Origin of the sequence: Streptomyces sp. NBRC 110028, from assembly GCF_001417735.1 — a bacterium.
Classification (GTDB): domain Bacteria; phylum Actinomycetota; class Actinomycetes; order Streptomycetales; family Streptomycetaceae; genus Streptomyces.
The window spans coordinates 443,563-461,804 of the sequence record NZ_BBUZ01000022.1; the positions used below are offsets into that span (position 1 = coordinate 443,563).

Genomic DNA, 18,242 nt, shown 5'->3' on the forward strand with positions numbered 1-18,242 from the left:
GGCCGCCCGTCGTCACGCGTCATCCGCCGATGGCTCAGCCGAAGAGGCGCTCCAGCACCACGGCGATGCCGTCCTCGTCATGGGAGGCGGTGATTTCGTCGGCGACGGCCTTCAGGTCGTCGTGCGCGCCTGCCATCGCCACCCCGTGCTTCGCCCAGGCGAACATCGGGATGTCGTTGGGCATGTCGCCGAACGCGATGGTGTCCGCGGCCGTCACCTTCAGCCTTCGGGCGGCCAGTGAGAGGCCCGTGGCCTTGGTCAGCCCCAGCGGCAGCAGCTCCACCAGACCCGCGCCCGCCATCGTCACCCCGACCAGACCCCCGGCGGCGATCCGCGCGGCGTCCGCGAGCGCGTCGTCGCCCAGCTCGGCGTGCTGGATGTAGAGCTTGCTGATGGGCGCGGACCACACCTCGTCCGGGTCGCTGAAGGAGCTGACCGGCATCTCCCCGTGCCCGACCCGATACCCCGGGCCGAACAGCACCTCGCCGTCGAGCCCGTCGCGGGCCGCCGCCAGCAGCAGCGGACCGGTCTCCGCCTCGATCTTCTCCAGCGCCAGCATGGCCACCTGGCGGTCCAGCGTGACGGAGGTCAGCAGCCGGTGCTCGCCCGCGTGGTAGAGCTGCGCGCCCTGGCCGCACACCGCGAGCCCCTCGTAGCCGAGGTCGTCCAGTATGTGCCGGGCCACCGGGACGGTGCGCCCGGTGACGACGATATGGGCGGCCCCGGCAGCGGTGGCCGTGGCGAGCGCGGCGCGGGTACGGGCCGAGACGGTGTGGTCGGAACGCAGCAGGGTCCCGTCCAGATCCGTCGCGACCAGGCGATACGGAAGGGCGCCGGCGCTCACCGGGCGACCGGCGCCAGAACCTCGCGCCCGCCCAGGAACGGCCGCAGCACCTCGGGCACCCGCACCGAACCGTCGGCCTGCTGGTGGTTCTCCAGGATCGCGACGATGGTCCGGGTGACCGCGCACAGCGTGCCGTTCAGCGTCGCCAGCGGACGCACCTTCTTGCCCTCGCGCATCCGGATCGACAGCCGCCGCGACTGGAACTCGGTGGTGTTGGACGTCGAGGTCAGCTCGCGGTACTTCCCCTGGGTCGGGATCCACGCCTCGCAGTCGAACTTCCGCGTCGCGGACGAGCCCAGGTCACCCGAGGCCAGGTCGACCACCCGGAACGGCAGCTCCAGCGAGGTCAGCCACTGCTTCTCCCACTCCAGCAGCCGCTGGTGCTCGGCCTCGGCCTCCTCCGGCGTCGTGTAGACGAACATCTCGACCTTGTCGAACTGGTGCACCCGGAAGATGCCCCGGGTGTCCTTGCCGTACGACCCGGCCTCGCGGCGGAAGCAGGAGGAGAAGCCCGCGTAGCGCCGCGGCAGCTGCTCCGCCTCCAGGATCTCGTCCATGTGGTACGCGGCCAGCGGCACCTCGGAGGTGCCGACCAGATAGAGGTCGTCCTTGTCCAGGTGGTAGACGTCCTCCGCGGCCTGGCCCAGGAAGCCGGTGCCCTCCATGGCCTTCGGCTTGACCAGCGCCGGGGTGAGCACCGGGGTGAAGCCCGCCGCGGTGGCCTGTGCCATCGCCGCGTTCACCAGCGCGAGCTCCAGCAGCGCGCCGACGCCGGTGAGGTAGTAGAAGCGCGATCCGGAGACCTTGGCGCCGCGCTCGGTGTCGATCGCGCCGAGCAGCTCGCCCAGCTCCAGGTGGTCCTTGGGGGTGATGCCCTCGGCCGCGAAGTCGCGCGGGGTGCCGACCGTCTCCAGGACGGTGAAGTCGTCCTCACCGCCCACGGGGACGTCCGGGTGGACCAGATTGCCCAGCCGGCGCAGCAGGGTCTGGGTCTCCTCGGCCGCCGCGTCCTGCTCGGCGTCGGCCGCCTTGACCGCGGCGGACAGCTCACCGGCTTTCTTCAGCAGCTCGGCCTTCTCGTCCCCGGAGGCCTTGGGGACGAGCTTGCCGAGCGCCTTCTGTTCGGCGCGCAGCTCGTCGAAGCGGACGCTGGAGGACCTGCGCCGCTCGTCGGCTGCCAGGAGCGCGTCGACGATGTCGACGTCTTCTCCACGGGCGCGCTGGGAGGCGCGCACACGGTCGGGGTCCTCACGGAGCAGGCGAAGGTCAATCACCCCCCCAGGTTACCGGTGTGACCTCGGGGGCTCGACGCGATATTCCGGTGTGCCCCTTTTTGCCCCCATTTAGGGCTGTGGGAAAACCTGGGAATTCCTGTGTGGGTCGACGTCAAGCAATGCGCGCGGATTCCCTGAAAAGGGGCAAAGAGATGACTGTCTTCCCCTGCGCGCGGGGCGAGTTGGCGTTTCGTTGTCCACAGGCCTGTTGGTATACCCGCGAGTTATCCACAGCCTGTGTGTGAGATCTGTGGATGTCGCGGTGATCGTTTAGTCCGCCGAGTGCTCGGCGATGGATTCCCCTATCGAACCGCGTTCACACACTCTTTAAGAGAGGAATCCCTCACTCCAAAGAGCGGATCGATGGAATTGTGGTGACAGATGTGCAATATCCAGTGATGTAAGCCGATGAGGCGACTGTGGTGATGTGTCGACATTGTCTGATGGGCGTTGTCGACTTGTCCCCAGCGCGGAGCCGAGCCTGTGGATAACTTTTCCACGGTGACGCCCGGGCCCGGCGTTGACCGGACCGGGACGCGGCGCTTCCGGCCGGGATCAGCCCCGCCCGTCCTGGCAGCGGGCCAGCCACTCCGCCGCCTCAGCGAACGCCTCGTCCGAGGTGCCGTGGCGCAGCGGAGCCAGGTCCGCCGCCTCCACCCCCGCGCGCGGGTACGAGCCCAGGAAGCGCACCTTCGGGCAGATCCGCCGCAGCCCCATCAGGGCCGACCCCACCCGCCGGTCCGTGATGTGCCCCTCACAGTCCACCGAGAAGCAGTAGCGGCCGATGCCCTCGCCGGTCGGGCGCGACTCGATCCGCATCATGTTGACGCCGCGCGCCGAGAACTCCTGCAGCAGCTCCAGCAGCGCGCCCGGGTGGTCGTCGCCCAGCCAGATCACCACGGATGTCTTGTCCGCGCCGGTCCGGGCGGCGGGCCGGGCCGGGCGGCCGGCCAGCACGAAGCGGGTCATCGCGTTCTGCGCGTCGTGGATGTCGGTGACCAGCGGCTCCAGGCCGTACTTCGGCCCCGCGAACGCGCCCGCGAACGCCGCGTCGTAGCGCCCCTCCTGCACCAGCCGCGCGCCGTCCGCGTTCGACGCCGCCGACTCCCACAGGGCGTCCGGCAGGTTCGCCGCGAGCCAGTTGCGCACCTGCGGCTGGGACACCGGGTGCCCGGTCACGGTCTTGACGTCCGAGATCGTGGTGCCCGGCCGCGCCAGCAGCGCGAAGCTGATCGGCAGCAGCACCTCGCGGTAGATCATCAGCGGTTCGCCGGTGGCCAGCTCGTCGAGGGTCGCGGTGACCCCGCCCTCGACCGAGTTCTCGATGGGGACCAGGGCCGCCGCCGCCGCGCCGCCGCGCACGGCGTCCAGCGCCGCGGGCACCGAGACCATCGGGACCAGCTCGCGCGTGGCCGCCTCCGGCAAGGACCGCAGCGCGGCCTCGGTGAAGGTTCCCTCGGGGCCGAGGTAGGCATAGTGGCTGGCCGACATCACGGTGGCTCCCTGTGATCGTATGAGAGCCGCCACGATACCCAGCGGCGGCCGGGGACGAGAGGGTTCATCCCGCGCTCACCCTTCCAAGAGTGCCTGACCCACGTACCCGTCCGGGGCACAGCCGCCCGGCACCGCGAAGAGCGCGCTGGCCTCGTGCCGCAGGAACCGGGACAGGTCGTCCCCGAGGTCCAGCTTCCGCTGCACCGGTACGAACCCCTTCATCGGATCCGCCTGCCAGGCGATGAACAGCAGCCCCGCGTCCGGCGCCCCGTCGTCGCGGAAGCCGTCGTGGTACGAGAACGGGCGGCGCAGCATCGCCGCGCCCTGGTTCGACTCGGGCGCCGCGACCCGTACGTGGGCGGCGCCGCCAATGGCCAGCGCCCCGTCCGCGTTCATCTTGTCGAGCCGCACCGGGGTCGTCTCGGTGCCGCCGGACAGCGGCGCCCCGTCCGACTTGCGGCGGCCGATGACCTTCTCCTGCCGCTCCAGGGAGAGGTTGTCCCAGGAGTCGAGCAGCATCCGGATCCGGCGCACCACGGCGTACGAGCCGCCCGCCATCCAGGCCGGGTCCCCGTTGCCGGGGACGAAGATCCGCCGGTCGAAGTCCGGCTCCTGCGGCTTGGGGTTGTTCGTGCCGTCGACCTGGCCCATCAGATTGCGCACGGTCATCGGGTGGCCGGTGGCCCCGGGGGCGCGGTTGAAGCCGTTCATCTGCCAGCGCAGCCGGGCCGTGCCCCCGGCCTCCCGCTGCAGCGCGCGCAGCGCGTGGAAGGCGACGAGTCCGTCGTCGGCGCCGATCTGGATCCACAGGTCGCCGTTGCTGCGCTTCGCGTCGAGCGCGTCGGAGGCGAAGTCGGGGAGCGGAGCGAGAGCCTCCGGGAGCCGGTCCTTCAGCCCGGCCTTGCCGAAGAAGGAGCGGCCGAAGCCGAAGGTGACGGTGAGGGACGACGGTCCGGCGTCGAGCGCGATGCCCGTGTCGTCCGGCGGCGTCCTGCCCTCGGTCAGCTCGCGCGCCGTCCTGGACCAGCGGCGCAGCAGCGCGGCGGCCTGCCGGCGGTTCGCACCGGGCGCCAGGTCGAAGGCGACGAGATGGCCATGGGCCTGCAGCGGGGTGGTGATCCCCGCCTGGTGCTCGCCGTTGAAGGGGACGGTCGCCCGGCCGACCGAGCTGAGCGGCCGGGGGGTGTCCCGCGTCGCCTCCGCGGCGTACGCGCCGGCCGCTCCGCCGACGACGAGCCCGGCCGCGCCCGCGGCGCCGGCCGTGCCCAGCAGACGGCGCCGGGACACCCCGGGCGGGGGCGCCTGCCGGTCCTGGGTGGTTTCGGGGGCTTTCGGGGCCTGCTGAGTGCTCATTGTGCGATCTTCACGTTCCTGGTCTCCGTCACCTGGTCGATGTCGGAGGTACGTACGGTGAGGGAGAGGAGCCACTTCCCGGGCATGGGGAGCTGCACGCCCTGGGCGCTCCAGTGCCCGGTGGACCGGTGCTTGAGGGGGATCGACAGCGGGCCCAGGCCCTTCTGCTTCAGGGTCAGGGCGACCTTCACCTCCGGCACGTCGATCGGGCGGTCGGCGAAGTCGCTGATGAAGACGTTGAGCGCGTTGTCGCCGGGCAGCGCCGGGTCGAGCATGACGATGGCCTTGCCGCGGCCGCTCTTGGGGCCGGTGTTGTAGGGGATCTCCACGCTCACCGGATCGACGTTCGGCCCTGCGGGGTCCACCGCGGCCGCCGCCGGGGGCTTCCCGGTCTCCGCCCGGCCCGGCTGGGTGCCGCTCAGCACGGTGGTCACCGCGAGCAGCACGGCGGCCACGACGGTCTCGGCGATCACCGAGCGGCGCAGCCCGCTGCGCTGCGGGTCGGCGTCGCGCTCCCGCCGGGCGGCGGTCTTGTCCTTGGCGGCCCGCTGACGGGCGAGCTGGGCGCTGCGTACGGGATCGTCGTTCGTTCCGGCGTCCCCGTCGGAGCCCCCGTCCGAGCCCTCCCCGGCCCCGGCGCCGCCGGTTCGGACCGGCTGCCCGGCCTTCACCACCGCCTTGGCCTCGTCTTCCGCTTCAGCGGAGGCGTCCGCGGGGACGTCCGCGGAGGCCGTGGCATCCGACAGACGGGCGGTCCAGCGGCGCGAGACGGCGGCGATGCCGACGAGCACCGCCACCAGGCCCACCTTGACCAGCAGCACCCGCCCGTAGTCGGTGCCGGTCAGCGCCTTCCACGAGCCGACCTGCCGCCACGACTGGTACAGCCCGGTGAGGACCAGGGCGATGACGGAACCGAAGGCGAGCCGGGAGAAGCGGGCCACGGCAGCCCGCTCGATCGGCACGCCCGCGCGCAGCGTCACCGCGAGCGAGGCCAGACCGCCCACCCACACCCCGACCGCGACCAGGTGGATCACGTCGACCGGCATGGCCAGCTGCCGCTGGATGCCCACCGAGGCGTGCTCGGCCATCGCCCAGGTCGAGGCCAGGCCCACCGCGACGACGACACCGCCGAAGCCGAGCCCGAAGGCAAGGTCCTGGCGGCGCTTGGCGTCATCTTCCGCCGCCTCGGTGTGGCGGGTGTACGAGCCGAAGAGCACGGCGAGGAAGACCGCCGCCACGCCGAGCAGCAGCAGCCGGGACACCAGCGCCGCGCCCGGCTTGGTGTCGAGGGCGTCGCCGAGCCCGCCGAGGTCGAGGACCTTGCCGATCCCCTCGGAATTGGCGTACGGCGCGCGCAGCAGCAACAGCAGCACGGTGGACCCGAAGAGCGTCGCCCAGCCGCCGACGGCGATCTTCCGGACCGGGCGGGAGGACCGGCACAGCCCGGCGAACACACAAGCGCCGACCAGCGCCGCGAAGCCGCCGTAGGCCGCGTACCGCCCGATGCCGTACAGCGTCGTGACCGTGCTGTCGCCGCTCCCGCCCGTCGGCGCCGCGACCGAGGTCTTGGACGGGGCGCCGATGGAGAAGGTGAACGCGCCGCTCACCGGGTGGCTGTCCTCCGAGGTCGCCTTCCACGCCACCGTGTAGGTGCCGTCGGCCAGCCCGGAGCGCAGCGCGACCGACGCGGTCGAGGACTTGCCGCCCGTGTGGGCCGCCTTCCCGGCGTCCACGCGCTTGCCCTTGGGGTCGAGGACGCGCAGCGCGTCCCGGCCGAGCAGCACGCCTTCCGAGAAGGTGAGCGTGACGTCCGACGGCGCGGACTTCACCACCGCGCCCTCGCCGGGGCTGGTGGAGGTGAGCGCGGCGTGCGCGGACGCGGGCCCGGCGCCGAAGCTCAGCGCGCACAGCAGCGCGGCGAACAGGGCGCCGAGGACCGACAGCAGCCGCCGGGCGGCGACGGAGGCCCGGGCACCGGTTGGGGCATCGCTTCGGGGCCGGGCGGTCGGGGAGGTCAGCGAGGGCATCGGCTGTCAGTCCTTGGGACGGTACGTCATCGGCTCGACCGGGACCTTGATCGTGATGGGGTCGGACATGGCGAAGTGCAGGGTGAATTCGACCTTCTCACCGACCTTCGGCTTATGGGCCAGTTTTGTCAGCATCAGATGATCGCCCCCGCTGGACAGCCGGAGTCGGCCGCCCGCGGGCACGTCGAGCGAGCTGACCTGCTTCATCCGGGTGCCCTTGGTGGTGTGCAGGGTGACGTCGCGGGCGATCGGGGTGGTGATGGACGTCAGCCTGTCCGCGCCGCCCCCCTTGTTCGTCACGGTCAGGAAGCCCGCCGCCATGTCGGCCATCGCGGGTCGCGGGATGTAGGCGCCGCTGACGGACAGCTCGGGGCGGTCCCCGCTGCCCCCGCCGTCCCCGCCGCCGTTGTCGCCGCAGGCGGTGAGGGCGCCGGTCAGGCCGAGGGCGAGGGCGGCCGCGGCGGCGGCCCGGTGCCGGGTGGCGGTCACGGGTTCTCCCCCTTGATGATCTTCGGGAGGTCCTTGGCGTACTGCTGGGGCGAGGTCGAGGTGGTGTAGATCCAGTGCCCCTTGTCGTCCTTGGGCGAGAAGCCCAGCACCTGGGCGCCGTGGTTGACGGTGATGCTGCCGTCCTTCTCCTTCTTCGGCTTCTCGATGAAGATGCCGAGCGGCTTGGCCCCGGCCTGGATGGTGTCGAAGTCGCCGGTCAGCCCGACGAAGTCCGTGCCGCCCTGGGCGTTCAGCCACTTGCGCATCCGCTGCGGGGTGTCGCGCTCCGGGTCGGTGGTCACGAACACGACCCGCAGCTTGTCCCGCTCGGCCTTGGGCAGCTTGGACACAGCGATGCCGAGGTTGCTCATGGTCAGCGGGCAGACGTCCGGGCAGTGGGTGTAGCCGAAGAAGACCAGGGTCGGGTGGCCCTTGGTCTCCTTGACCAGGTCGTACTTCTCGCCCTCGGTGTCGGTGAGGACGAGGTCGGGCTTGGCCTTGGCGTCGCCGTTCAGGACGATCGCCTGTCCGGTCTTCCGGCCGCCCGAGACGCTGGCGGCGCTGTCCCCCTTGTCCCCGCCGTCGCCGGAGCCGCCGCAGGCGGTGAGGGTGAGCGCGGCGGCGGCGACGAGGGCGGAGCCCAGGATCTTGGTGCGCATGGAGCTGTTCTCCAAAGAGATGGTCGGATCGGTGGTGCGTGATGGCGGCGGGCCGGGGGCCCGCCGCCGGGCGTACCGCGGCGCAGGGTCAGGACGCGCGGTCACGCCATGCCGTCACGCGGCGTTTCGGCTCGTCATGCGGGTCATGCGGGTCAGGCGGAGCGGCGGCGGCCCGCGAGCACTCCGAAGGTGACTCCGGCGGCGCCGATGACGATGCCCGCGATGCCCAGCACCCGGGCGGTGGTGTCGGTGCCGTCGCCGTCCGGCTCCGCGGCGGTCTTCGCCGTGTCACCGGCCGCCGTGGCCTTCGCCCCCTTGGCGTCGCCCGCGCTTGCGGAGCCGTGCCCGTCCGAGCCGTCGGCGGCGTCGGTGAGCTTGAGGACCGGCGCCGGGTTCTCGGGCTCCGGCGCGCCCTCCTTGGGCTCCTCGATCCAGCGCACGACCTGCTTGTCGTCGTAGGTCTGGAGGGCCTTGAAGGCGAGCTGGTCGGCGTCCTCGGGCAGCGGGCCGACCGAGACGGGGAACTGCTGGAACATGCCCGGTTCGATCGTGCCGCCGGTCCAGGTGATCTTGGTGACCGCCTCGGTCACCTTGCCGTCGTCGGTCTCGATGGGCTTGGCGAGCTTGGACTTGGTGACCTTCACGTCCCAGCCGGGCACCGGCTGGGGCATCACGGAGGCGAGCGGATGGTCGGTGGGCAGGCTGACCTCGAGCTTGACGGTCGAGGAGTCGTCCCGCTCGTTGGGCACCTTGAAGTCGACGGTGCTGTAGCCGCCCTTCTCGGCCTGCCCCGGCTGCACGCTGACGTGCGCGAAGGCGGGGCCCGCGGCGAGCAGCACCAGGGCGCCCGCGGTGAGGCCGCCGAGAACCGGCAGACGGCGAAGACGCATGGCGTTCATGTAAACGCTCCAGAGGAGGAGTGATCGGTGGGTTGGCGCGCGTGCGGCGCCGGCACGGCCACCCTCCGGTCCCGCTGGAGGAGTGTCGCGTCAGGCCGCGAGCTCGCAAGCCGGGGGTCCCCGCCTGATCACGCTGTGCTGGAGGACGACGGCCGTCGTCCCGCCCTCGTCGGCCCCGTCCGTACGGGGGCGGGGCGGCGCGGCGCCGGACGCGGCGTCCGTGAGCCCGGCGAGCAGCGTCCGTACGAGGCCCAGCGCGGCGCGCAGCGACCGCACGAGCGCGACCTCCGCGACCCCGCGCGCCCCGTCCAGCGACAGCCGTACCGCCCGCCACACGGCCATCTCGCCGCGCCGCAGCAGCCAGCCGACGGCGAGCGCGGCCAGCAGATGGCCCAGGGTCATCGGCAGCGACGGCAGCAGGGTCGTCAGGCCCATGTGGTGCTCGGGGCCGGGCGCCGCGCCGGCGGGCGCGGAGTGCAGGGACGACGGGTCGATGCCCGACCGGGCGACGATCCGGTGCGCCGCGGCCGCGTCGAGGCGGCCGGGGAGCGTGGTGCACAGCAGCTTCGCCGCCATGCCGATGACGCGGCCCTCGCCGGCGTCCACGCGGTGGGCGGCCTCCGCGGCGGCGGCCGCCTGCTGCTGTCCGTAGCCGAAGAGGGAGTGCAGCGCGAGCTGCCCCAGCGCCAGCACCGCCGCGATCCCGGGCAGCGCCCGCTCCCGCCCGGCCAGCGGCAGCGCCACCGCGAACATCGCCGCGGCCCCCGCGCCGAGCGTCCACAGCGGCACGGTGGCACAGGACGCCAGCACATGCCCCGCCGCGGACAGCACGACACAGACCGCGGTGAACACCGCGGCCCGCAGCATGCGCAGATCGGCACCCGCACGGGCGACAGGGGAAGCCATGGCCGCGCCATCATCCCACTGGGTAAACGCGTTCTCTACGGCGGGTAGGGCGTACCGGCGCACACCGGGACAGGCCTATACACCGATGCGCCTACCGCGCGCGTCCGCCGAATGAGCGGAGTCACGCCAATCGGACGCTTACGGACCATGGACCCAGGCAATACGTAACGGTATGTCGAGCCGCGGCCGGGAGGCTGGAGCATGAGCATCTGGTGGTCACTCCATTTGCCCCGCGAGGCGGCGAGCGTTCCGCTCGCACGACGACTGCTCCTCGGCACCATGGAGACGGCCGGAGTCGATCCGGAAATCTCCTACGATCTGTCGGTCGCCCTTTCCGAGGCGTGTGCGAACGCGGTGGAGCACGGCGGCAGCGACGGTACGGGCGGGGACTATCGCGTCACGGCCTTCATCGACGGCGACACCTGCCGCATCGAGGTCACCGACTCGGGCCCCGGCTTCTCCGGCCGTGGCACCGTGCGCCGTGAGGCGCGCACTCGGAGCGAGCGGCGTCCGGCAGCGGCGCCGAGGCCGCAGCACCCGCACAGTCCGGCTCCCGCACACGCGGAGCACGGGCGGGGGCTCTTTCTCATCGAGGCACTCACCGATCACGTCCGCTATCGCGACCGACCGGGCCGCGGCGGGGTGGTGGTGAGCTTCGACAAGATCCTCAAGTGGCGCGAGGACTCTCTGCTCAGAGCGTCGTAGCCGCGCGTCACTCCCCACGGGGCTCCCCGGGGCCCCACCGGTCTCCCCAGGGGACCGGCGGGGCCTCACCGAGGGTTTTCACCGGGCGGCAGCGCCCGGCACAGCGCGTCCAGCGCCTTCGCGAACGCGTGATCGGGCGGGGTCGCATAGCCCACCACCAGGCCGTCATGGGCCGGTCCTGTGGCATCGGGGTGGCGGTAGCCGGCCGGCCCGTCGAGGGCGAGCCCGCGCGAGGCGGCGGCCCGCACGGCGGAGCGCTCGGTTCCGGGCGGCAGCGTCAGGACCGCGTGCAGCCCGCCGGCGATGCCGGAGACCCGGATGTGCGGGGCGCGCTCGGCGAGCGCGGCCACCAACTGGTCGCGGCGCCGCCGGTAGCGCTGGCGCATCAGGCGTACGTGGCGGTCGTAGCCGCCGGACTCCAGGAAGTCCGCGAGCGTCAGCTGATCGAGGGCGCTCGCCCACCCCTCGCGCTCGCCCTTGGCGGCCGGCACCTGGTCCACCAGCGCGTCCGGGAGCACCATCCAGCCCAGCCGCAGGGCGGGCGAGAGGCTCTTGCTGACCGAGCCGGCGTACAGCACCCGGTCGGGATCGAGGCCCTGGACGGCGCCGACCGGCCGCCGGTCGTAGCGGAACTCCCCGTCGTAGTCGTCCTCCACGATCAGCCCGCCGCTCGCCCGCGCCCAGGCGACGGCGGTGGCGCGCCGCTCCGGGTGCAGCGGCCCGCCGGTCGGGAACTGGTGGGCCGGGGTGAGCAGTACGGTCCGCACGCCCCGCAGGTCCCGGCGGGCGGCCAGCTCCTCGGTGCGGGCGCCGTCCTCGTCCAGCGGGAGCGGCACCGTCCGGATTCCGGCGGCGGCCAGCAGCGAGCGGTGGAAGTCCAGGCCGTACGCCTCGACGGCCGCCTGGTGGCGCAGTGCGCGGGTGCCGCTCAGCAGCCGCAGGGCGTGCGCGAAGCCCGAGCAGATCACGATCCGGTCCGGGGCGGTGCGCACGCCGCGGGCCCGGGAGAGGTAGTCGGCCAGGGCACGGCGCAGCTCCGGGCGGCCGTGCGGATCGCCGGGCCGAACGTCTCGCTGGGCGCGGCGGTCAGCGCGCGCCGGGCCGAGGCCAGCCAGGCGGCGCGCGGGAAGGCGGCGGCGTCCGGCCGGCCCTGGAGCAGGCTGTGGACGGGGCGCGGGGCGGTCTCCCCGCCGCCGTCGGCGCGGTGGACGCCGCGGGCGGTGCCGGTCCGTACGGCAGGACGGCCGGTCCGCCGGGCCGGAGGCGGGTCGGCCCGGGGCGCCACCCGCGTCCCCGAGCCCTGGCGGGCGGTGAGCCAGCCCTCGGCGACCAGCTCGGCGTACGCGTCGGCGACCGTGTTGCGGGCGACACCGAGGTCGGCGGCGAGCGAGCGGTAGGGCGGCAGCCGGGTGCCGGGGGCGAGCCGCCCGCTCCGGATGGCGTCGCGCAGCGCGCGCATCACGGCGGCCCGGCGGCCGCCCGCCCCGGCCGGCTCCAGATGCAGGTCACTGCCCAGGGCCTCCGCCGCATCGACCCATGGCTCGGCCATGAGCACGGACTCTATCGGCGGTCGATGACAGCGGGGGGAGCGGCGCCCGCCGCTCCCCCCGCCCCGCCTTCGGCCTCAGCTCCGCTGGGCGATGATCCGGGCCATCCACGCCTCGACGTCATCGGCGGACCGCGGCAGCCCGGCCGACAGATTGCGGTTGCCGTCCTCCGTCACCAGGATGTCGTCCTCGATCCGGACGCCGATGCCCCGGTACTCCTCGGGCACGGTCAGGTCGTCCGGCTGGAAGTAGAGGCCGGGCTCGACGGTGAGGCACATGCCGGGCTCCAGCGTGCCCGCGACATAGGTCTCGGTGCGGGCCACGGCGCAGTCGTGCACGTCCATGCCGAGCATGTGGCCGGTGCCGTGCAGCGTCCAGCGGCGCTGCAGACCCAGCTCCAGGACGCGCTCGACCGGGCCCTCGACCAGGCCCCATTCGACGAGCTTGGTGGCGAGGACCCGCTGGGCGGCGTCGTGGAAGTCGCGGTACTTCGCGCCCGGCTTGACCGCGGCGATGCCCGCTTCCTGCGCCTCGTACACCGCGTCGTAGATCTTCCGCTGGAGCGGGGTGTAGCTGCCGTCCACCGGCAGGGTGCGGGTGACGTCCGCGGTGTAGAGGGTGGTGGTCTCGACCCCGGCGTCGAGGAGCAGCAGGTCGCCGGAGCGGACCGGGCCGTCGTTGCGCACCCAGTGGAGGGTGGTGGCGTGCGGTCCGGCGGCGCAGATCGAGCCGTAGCCGACGTCGTTCCCCTCGACGCGGGCGCGCAGGAAGAACGTGCCCTCGATGTAGCGCTCCGAGGTCGCCTCCGCCTTGTCGAGGACCTTCACCACGTCCTCGAAGCCCCGCACGGTCGAGTCGACGGCCCGCTGCAGCTGGCCGATCTCGAACTCGTCCTTGACCAGGCGCTGCTCGCTGAGGAAGACCCGCAGCTCCTCGTCGCGCTCGGCGGTGACCTTGTCGGTCAGCGCCGCCTCGATCCCCGCGTCATGCCCGCGCACGACGCGCACCGGGCCGGTCGCGGTCCCGAGCTGGTCGGCCAGCTCCCGTACGTCCTTGGCGGGCAGGCCCAAGCGCTGCTCGGCCTCGCCGAGGCTGTGCCGCCGCCCGACCCACAGCTCGCCCTGGCCGTCCAGCCAGAACTCGCCGTTCTCCCGGTTGGAGCGCGGCAGGAGGTACACCGTCGCCTTGTGGCCCCCGCCCGCGTCCGGCTCCAGCACCAGGACGCCGTTCTCCGTCTGGTCGCCGGTGAGGTACGCGTACTCGGTCGCGGCGCGGAAGCTGTACTCCGTGTCGTTGGAGCGGGTGCGGAGGTTGCCCGCGGGGATGACCAGGCGCTCGCCGGGGAAGCGCGCGGAGAGCGCGGCACGGCGGCGGGCCGTGTTCGGGGCCTGTTCGATGGGGCTCAGGTCGTGCAGCTCGGTGTCCGCCCAGCCGGACTTCATGCTCTCGGCAAGCTCATCGGAAACGCCGGGGTAGAGGCCGTTCTTCCGCTGCTTGATGGGCTGCTCCTCGGCCTCCGGGGTCTCCGGGGCGTCAGGAGTGGGCTCCTCGGTCACGTCATCCTCCTCGAACTGGACCTCTCCCATGGTAGATCCGGGGTACGACGCCCGGGAGACATCATGGGCGCCGCCGATCAGCCGCCGACCGCCCCCGCCCCCGCCGCCGACGCCGACGGTCAGTCGAAGTGGGCGACGAGCAGGACGAGGTCCTCCGCACCGTCCCCCGCACCGTCGCCCGCGCGTGCCTCCCCCGCACCGGGCCCGGGGCCGACGCCCCCGTCGGCCTGGCCGCCGGGGGCCCCGGGGAACATCGTCAGCAGCACATGGTCCGCCAAGGCGTCCGGATCGGCGCGCACCGCCCTGGGGGCACCGGCGGCCGCCGCGTGCAGCCGGGCGAAGGCCCGGTCCATCGGCTCACCGGTGCGGTGGAGCAGCCCGTCGTTGTAGAACAAAAGCGTTTCTCCGCAGCCGGGCTCGATCTCCACGCTCGGCGCCTCCCAGCAGGACAGCATGCCCAGCGGTGCGGACAGCGTGGTCTCCACGAACTCCGTACGCCGCTCCCCGGTGATCAGCGGCGGGCAGTGCCCCGCCCCGGCCAGCAGCACCCGGCGCACCCCGGGCTCGCAGTACGCGAACAGGGCGGTCGCGGAGCGCGCGGGCTCGGTGAGCCGCAGCAGCAGTTCCAGATCGGAGAGCACGGCGACCGGATCCTCGCCCTCCATCACGGCGTACGCCCGGAGCGAGGCCCGCAGCCGCCCCGTCGCGACGATGGTGCTCGGCCCGGAACCGGTGACCGCGCCGACCGAGAGGCCGAGGGCGCCGTCCGGCAGCGACAGCGCGTCGTACCAGTCCCCACCGCCCCGCGGAGCGGGGCGGTGACGGACGGCCAGGCGCACCCCGGGAAGCCGCGGCAGCCGGGTGGGCAGCAGCTCCTCCCGGATGGTCGCCACGGTGGCGCGGGCCCGGGTCAGCTCGATCAGCCGGATGAGGTGGGCGGCGGCGTAACGGCAGTACAGCGCCACCAGATGACGCTGGTGCTCCTCGGGCTCGGCCGGTTCGTCGTAGAGCCAGGCGACCGCGCCGAGCCGCCCGGCGGGCACGTCCGCCGCGCCGGGGACACCGGCCGGTGCGGAGCCCTGCGCGGCGCCCCGCCCCGCGCCCGGCGCCGTACGGTCGCCCGCACCCGGGGACGCGTCCTCGGCGGCGGGGACGATGGCGAGCCCCGGCCCCGGCCCGGGCCCGGGGGAGGGGTCCAGGGGGACCGCGTAGCTGGCGGCGAACCCGAGGCGGGCGGCGACCGCGCGATGGAGCGGATGGAGACCCGCCTCGCCCGCGATGTCGGGATGGGTGACCTCGGCGCGCCGCTTGCCGTCCGGCTCGGGCAGCCCGTCGAGGAGATGGCCGCCGGGCGCGGAGCTGCCCGGGATCGTCTCGATCTGGCCGAGGTCGGCGCGGCCGAGGCCGAGGCCGACGGTGGTCACCGGGCCCTGCCCGTCCGCCGGTTCGAGCGAGACCAGCCCGCGCTGAGCGCCCACCAGCGCGGCGCCCGCGCGCAGCAGCTCCCGCAGCGCGTCATCGAGGGTACTGGTATGGACCAGCCGCTCGGTGAGTTCGTGAAGCGTCGTGAGATCCGACACCCACCCGGCGAGCCGGTCCTGAACCCCGGGTTCCGGCGCGGCGAGGGGCGGGCTGATGGGGTCGGCAGTTTGCGTGGGTGCGGGGAGGGAAGAATCGATTCCAGCCACTTTCGGCGGATGGGGCGAGTTCATGGCCCGCTGCCTTCACCCGCCGCGCCCAGCTTGCTCAATAGCATCGCAAACCCCCTGTCGTGCTGCGCCGCTACTGTGCCGCTACTGTCTCCAGATGTACACGCACGGGAGAGGCGATGTCCAGCATTGTCCCGGTGGTCTTGTTAGTGTCTGGGAGGAATTGAACTTGGCCGAAAAAAAGTCGCTACGCAGCCAATTTGAGGTCGACTGACGTCATTCGACAGCGCGTCGTCTCCATCGCGGCGGGTAGACATTCGGAGAGGGCCTGGGGCAGTTCGGACCGCCCCGGAACCCCGTGGCCGGTCCAGGCGTCATAGACCACAACGGCCGCGCCCCTCCCCGAGTGGCGAGGAAACGCACCACCCAGGACGGAAGCGCCATGCGCGCGCCACCCCTCGCCACGTTCCACGCTCGGCCCGCGGCGTGATGCGCTGCCTTGTACGCGCAGTGACTTGTGATCCATGTGCTGTGAGTGGCCGAACGATGCCCGGCAGCGCCACGTAGTGCCATGTGAAGTGCCATGTAGTGCGAACGGATACAGCCCTCGGCGTTAACGGAAAGGAACGAGCGCTCATGCGCGAGATCCTCGGAAGGCGACGCAAGTTCTCGCTGCGGCGCGGCGCGCGCTCGCCGCTGCTCCGCGCGGCGCTCACCTGCGCCACCGAGTGGCAGTGGCCCGTCCTGCCCGGCATCGGCCTCCAGTCCGGCGGCGGGCGCATGCGGGTGTGCGGCTGTCCCGACCCGGAGTGTGCGGTGCCGGGCGGGCACCCCTTCGACCCCGTTCTCCTCGCCGCCACCACCGACCCGCGCATGGTGCGCTGGTGGTGGACCAACCGCCCCGGTGCGCCGCTCCTGCTGGCCACCGGCGGCACGGCCCCGTGCGCGCTCAGCCTGCCCGCGGTCGCCGGGGCCCGGGCGCTGGCCGCCTTCGACCGGGCGGGCATCCGGCTCGGCCCGGTGGTCGCCACGCCCACCCGCTGGTCGCTGCTGGTGGCCCCGTACTCCCTCGAAGAGCTGGGCGAGCTGCTCCACCGCCAGGACTGGGTGCCCAGTTCGCTGCGGTTCCACGGCGAGGGCGGCTATCTGGTGCTGCCGCCGTCGCAGACGGGTCTGGGCCGGGTGCGCTGGGAGCGGGCGCCGCAGCGCCGCCGCGGGCGGCCCTGGCTGCCGGAGGTGGCCACCGTGGTGGACGCGCTCGTCGAGGCGAGCAGCAGCGCGCCCGACGGGGGCAGCCGGCTCGCCTACTGACCCGGGCGGTCACCGCCACTGCCCCGGGCGTTCGCCGCCACTGCCCCGGGCGTTCGCCGCCCTCGTCACACGCGTCGGCGAAAGACGTCAACCACATACGTCAACGGCACACGCGGCGCGGCCCACGGCCTCGCCGCGTGTGGTGCGGTCGGGTGATTTCCGGCGGCCTGGCTGCGTCGGCCCGAGGCCCGCCCGCGTACCTCGCGGCCGGAGGCAACTCCCGCGGCACCGGGGCCGGTTGGCCCGTACCGGACTCGTACGTTCCGGTTCCGGACATGGAAGCGCCCGGTCGCTGGCGACGGGGGATGCACCAGCGACCGGGCTTTTAGAACCGTAACAAGAGATCGGCCCTAAGCAAATTCGATCGCGGATTTCCGGACGTGTATTTTCATGCCGTACTCGCGAGTTGTGAGCAGCGTCACGCCGTCCGGGTGCCCGGCCGGCCCCGCCCGGAACCTCAGCTGAGCGTCACCTGACGGTTGGTGAGACCGCCCCGCGCGCGCCGCTGTTCGGGGGTGAGCGGCTCGTCCGAGGCGAGCGCCTCGCCCAGCCGCTCCGCCAGCTCCGCGGCGGGCTTCTCGGTCTCCTCCGCGCCCATGCCGCGGGGCAGGTCCCACACCGGCACGGTGAGCCCGTGGGCCCGGAAAGAGCCCACCAGACGGGTGTTGTCACCCAGCGAGGACGCCCCCGCCGCATGCAGCCGCGCGAGCGCGTCGAGCAGCTTCTCCTCCGGGTGGGACATCACCCAGCGCAGGTGGTTCTTCTCCGGCGTCTCGCACCAGTAGGCGGCCTCCACCCCGGTGAGCCGGGCGGTGGGGATCGCGGCGGCGTTGGCCCGTTCCAGGGACGCGGCGACCTCCCCGGTGGCGTTCGCGGCGTCCTCCAGCCAGAACTCGAACCCCTCGTGCAGGGTCGGCGTGAAAGCGCCCTTCGGGTCGAGCAGGTCCTGTAGGCGCGGACCGTCGCCGGGCACCCGCTGGGCGGACACCGGCGTGCCCGGCTCGGCGGTCAGCGCGCGCCGCAGCGTGTCGGCCAGATCGCGGCTGAGGTCGCCGGAGGCCGTGTCGTTCTGCAGGCCGACCAGCACGGCGCCGCTGTCCCGTCGCAGCGCGGGCCAGGCCATCGGCAGGACGGTCGCCAGGGTGACCGACGGCACGCCCTCGGGCAGGCCCTCGGCGAGGGTCAGCCGGACGGTGGCGGCGGGCACCAGCTCGCGCAGTGCCACCCAGTCGCACTCGTTGGGAAGCCCCTCGAAGGGCCGCTGCACCAGCTCGGTGGCGGAGTGGGCGGCCTCCCGGCCGTGGCAGGCCTTGTAGCGGCGGCCCGAACCGCACGGGCAGGGCTCCCGCGCACTCACCACGGGGATGTCGCCCGTGGCGCTCCGTGCTCCTGCGGCCTTCGTCTGGGGGCGGCGCTTCTTGGCCATGGTGTGGCTGTCTCCCGATCGTGGCGGCTCAGGGCTTGTGCGTACGGCTCGCATACAGGCCCGTATCGGCGCGTCTGCCGTCGTAGGTCGTACGGCTACACGT

14 protein-coding genes and 1 pseudogene are annotated in these 18,242 nt (G+C 73.1%); 2 read left to right on the forward strand and 13 right to left on the reverse strand.

What is annotated here, in order from left to right; translation table 11 throughout:
• Positions 1 to 34 precede the first annotated feature (34 nt).
• From ASC60_RS02110 to ASC60_RS02150, 9 genes are all read right to left on the reverse strand, one after another.
• Complete coding sequence (locus ASC60_RS02110) at positions 35 to 844, reverse strand: HAD family hydrolase (RefSeq protein ID WP_055546072.1); 810 nt, start codon at positions 842 to 844, stop codon at positions 35 to 37.
• Complete coding sequence (gene serS / locus ASC60_RS02115; RefSeq protein ID WP_055546073.1) at positions 841 to 2,118, reverse strand: serine--tRNA ligase; 1,278 nt, start codon at positions 2,116 to 2,118, stop codon at positions 841 to 843. Before serS ends, ASC60_RS02110 begins: the two co-directional genes overlap by 4 nt.
• Before the next feature lie 555 nt (positions 2,119 to 2,673).
• Positions 2,674 to 3,609: a prephenate dehydratase gene (pheA, locus tag ASC60_RS02120; RefSeq protein ID WP_055546075.1), complete on the reverse strand. Its 936-nt coding sequence runs from the start codon at positions 3,607 to 3,609 to the stop codon at positions 2,674 to 2,676.
• A gap of 78 nt (positions 3,610 to 3,687) precedes the next feature.
• Positions 3,688 to 4,965: an iron uptake transporter deferrochelatase/peroxidase subunit gene (gene efeB, locus ASC60_RS02125; protein ID WP_079038098.1), complete on the reverse strand. Its 1,278-nt coding sequence runs from the start codon at positions 4,963 to 4,965 to the stop codon at positions 3,688 to 3,690.
• Positions 4,962 to 6,992 (reverse strand): copper resistance CopC/CopD family protein, encoded by a 2,031-nt coding sequence (locus tag ASC60_RS02130; protein ID WP_079038099.1) that lies wholly within the window; start codon positions 6,990 to 6,992, stop codon positions 4,962 to 4,964. The genes efeB and ASC60_RS02130 overlap by 4 nt, the downstream gene beginning before the upstream one ends.
• A gap of 6 nt (positions 6,993 to 6,998) precedes the next feature.
• Positions 6,999 to 7,481, reverse strand: coding sequence for a copper chaperone PCu(A)C (locus ASC60_RS02135; protein ID WP_055546077.1), 483 nt, complete (start codon positions 7,479 to 7,481; stop codon positions 6,999 to 7,001).
• Positions 7,478 to 8,140: an SCO family protein gene (locus tag ASC60_RS02140; RefSeq protein WP_055546079.1), complete on the reverse strand. Its 663-nt coding sequence runs from the start codon at positions 8,138 to 8,140 to the stop codon at positions 7,478 to 7,480. Before ASC60_RS02140 ends, ASC60_RS02135 begins: the two co-directional genes overlap by 4 nt.
• Before the next feature lie 152 nt (positions 8,141 to 8,292).
• Complete coding sequence (locus ASC60_RS02145) at positions 8,293 to 9,030, reverse strand: YcnI family protein (RefSeq protein WP_055547126.1); 738 nt, start codon at positions 9,028 to 9,030, stop codon at positions 8,293 to 8,295.
• Positions 9,031 to 9,129: 99 nt separating this feature from the next.
• On the reverse strand, positions 9,130 to 9,945 hold the full coding sequence (locus ASC60_RS02150) for a hypothetical protein (protein WP_055546081.1): 816 nt from the start codon (positions 9,943 to 9,945) through the stop codon (positions 9,130 to 9,132).
• Positions 9,946 to 10,146: 201 nt separating this feature from the next.
• On the opposite strand from ASC60_RS02150, the gene ASC60_RS02155 reads away from it, so the two are divergent.
• Entirely contained in the window at positions 10,147 to 10,650 is a 504-nt protein-coding gene (locus tag ASC60_RS02155; RefSeq protein ID WP_055546083.1) for an ATP-binding protein, read from the forward strand.
• A gap of 65 nt (positions 10,651 to 10,715) precedes the next feature.
• On the opposite strand, the pseudogene ASC60_RS02160 reads toward ASC60_RS02155, so the two are convergent.
• The 3 genes and pseudogenes from ASC60_RS02160 to ASC60_RS02170 all read right to left on the reverse strand — a co-directional run bounded on the left by ASC60_RS02160 (position 10,716) and on the right by ASC60_RS02170 (position 15,465).
• Positions 10,716 to 12,199, reverse strand: a pseudogene (locus ASC60_RS02160) (PLP-dependent aminotransferase family protein).
• A gap of 75 nt (positions 12,200 to 12,274) precedes the next feature.
• Entirely contained in the window at positions 12,275 to 13,783 is a 1,509-nt protein-coding gene (locus ASC60_RS02165; protein ID WP_055546085.1) for an aminopeptidase P family protein, read from the reverse strand.
• A gap of 89 nt (positions 13,784 to 13,872) precedes the next feature.
• A complete protein-coding gene (locus ASC60_RS02170) occupies positions 13,873 to 15,465 on the reverse strand; it encodes a PP2C family protein-serine/threonine phosphatase (protein WP_079038100.1) in 1,593 nt (530 codons plus the stop codon).
• A gap of 573 nt (positions 15,466 to 16,038) precedes the next feature.
• Here ASC60_RS02170 and ASC60_RS02175 point away from each other — a divergent pair.
• Positions 16,039 to 16,713 (forward strand): bifunctional DNA primase/polymerase, encoded by a 675-nt coding sequence (locus tag ASC60_RS02175; RefSeq protein WP_055546089.1) that lies wholly within the window; start codon positions 16,039 to 16,041, stop codon positions 16,711 to 16,713.
• Positions 16,714 to 17,170: 457 nt separating this feature from the next.
• Here ASC60_RS02175 and ASC60_RS02180 read toward each other — a convergent pair whose 3' ends face one another.
• A complete protein-coding gene (locus ASC60_RS02180) occupies positions 17,171 to 18,139 on the reverse strand; it encodes a DUF5926 family protein (RefSeq protein WP_055546091.1) in 969 nt (322 codons plus the stop codon).
• Between the last annotated feature and the right edge of the window lie 103 nt (positions 18,140 to 18,242).

Excerpts from the sequence above, each read along its gene's own strand:
- ASC60_RS02175 (WP_055546089.1), top strand. The coding sequence starts at position 16,039 with ATGCGCGAGATCCTCGGAAGGCGACGCAAGTTCTCGCTGCGGCGCGGC.
- pheA (WP_055546075.1), bottom strand. The coding sequence starts at position 3,609 with ATGTCGGCCAGCCACTATGCCTACCTCGGCCCCGAGGGAACCTTCACC.
- ASC60_RS02155 (WP_055546083.1), top strand. The coding sequence starts at position 10,147 with ATGAGCATCTGGTGGTCACTCCATTTGCCCCGCGAGGCGGCGAGCGTT.
- ASC60_RS02130 (WP_079038099.1), bottom strand. The coding sequence starts at position 6,992 with ATGCCCTCGCTGACCTCCCCGACCGCCCGGCCCCGAAGCGATGCCCCA.
- ASC60_RS02180 (WP_055546091.1), bottom strand. The coding sequence starts at position 18,139 with ATGGCCAAGAAGCGCCGCCCCCAGACGAAGGCCGCAGGAGCACGGAGC.
- ASC60_RS02145 (WP_055547126.1), bottom strand. The coding sequence starts at position 9,030 with ATGCGTCTTCGCCGTCTGCCGGTTCTCGGCGGCCTCACCGCGGGCGCC.
- efeB (WP_079038098.1), bottom strand. The coding sequence starts at position 4,965 with ATGAGCACTCAGCAGGCCCCGAAAGCCCCCGAAACCACCCAGGACCGG.
- ASC60_RS02140 (WP_055546079.1), bottom strand. The coding sequence starts at position 8,140 with ATGCGCACCAAGATCCTGGGCTCCGCCCTCGTCGCCGCCGCCGCGCTC.
- ASC60_RS02165 (WP_055546085.1), bottom strand. The coding sequence starts at position 13,783 with ATGGGAGAGGTCCAGTTCGAGGAGGATGACGTGACCGAGGAGCCCACT.
- ASC60_RS02150 (WP_055546081.1), bottom strand. The coding sequence starts at position 9,945 with ATGGCTTCCCCTGTCGCCCGTGCGGGTGCCGATCTGCGCATGCTGCGG.
- ASC60_RS02170 (WP_079038100.1), bottom strand. The coding sequence starts at position 15,465 with ATGAACTCGCCCCATCCGCCGAAAGTGGCTGGAATCGATTCTTCCCTC.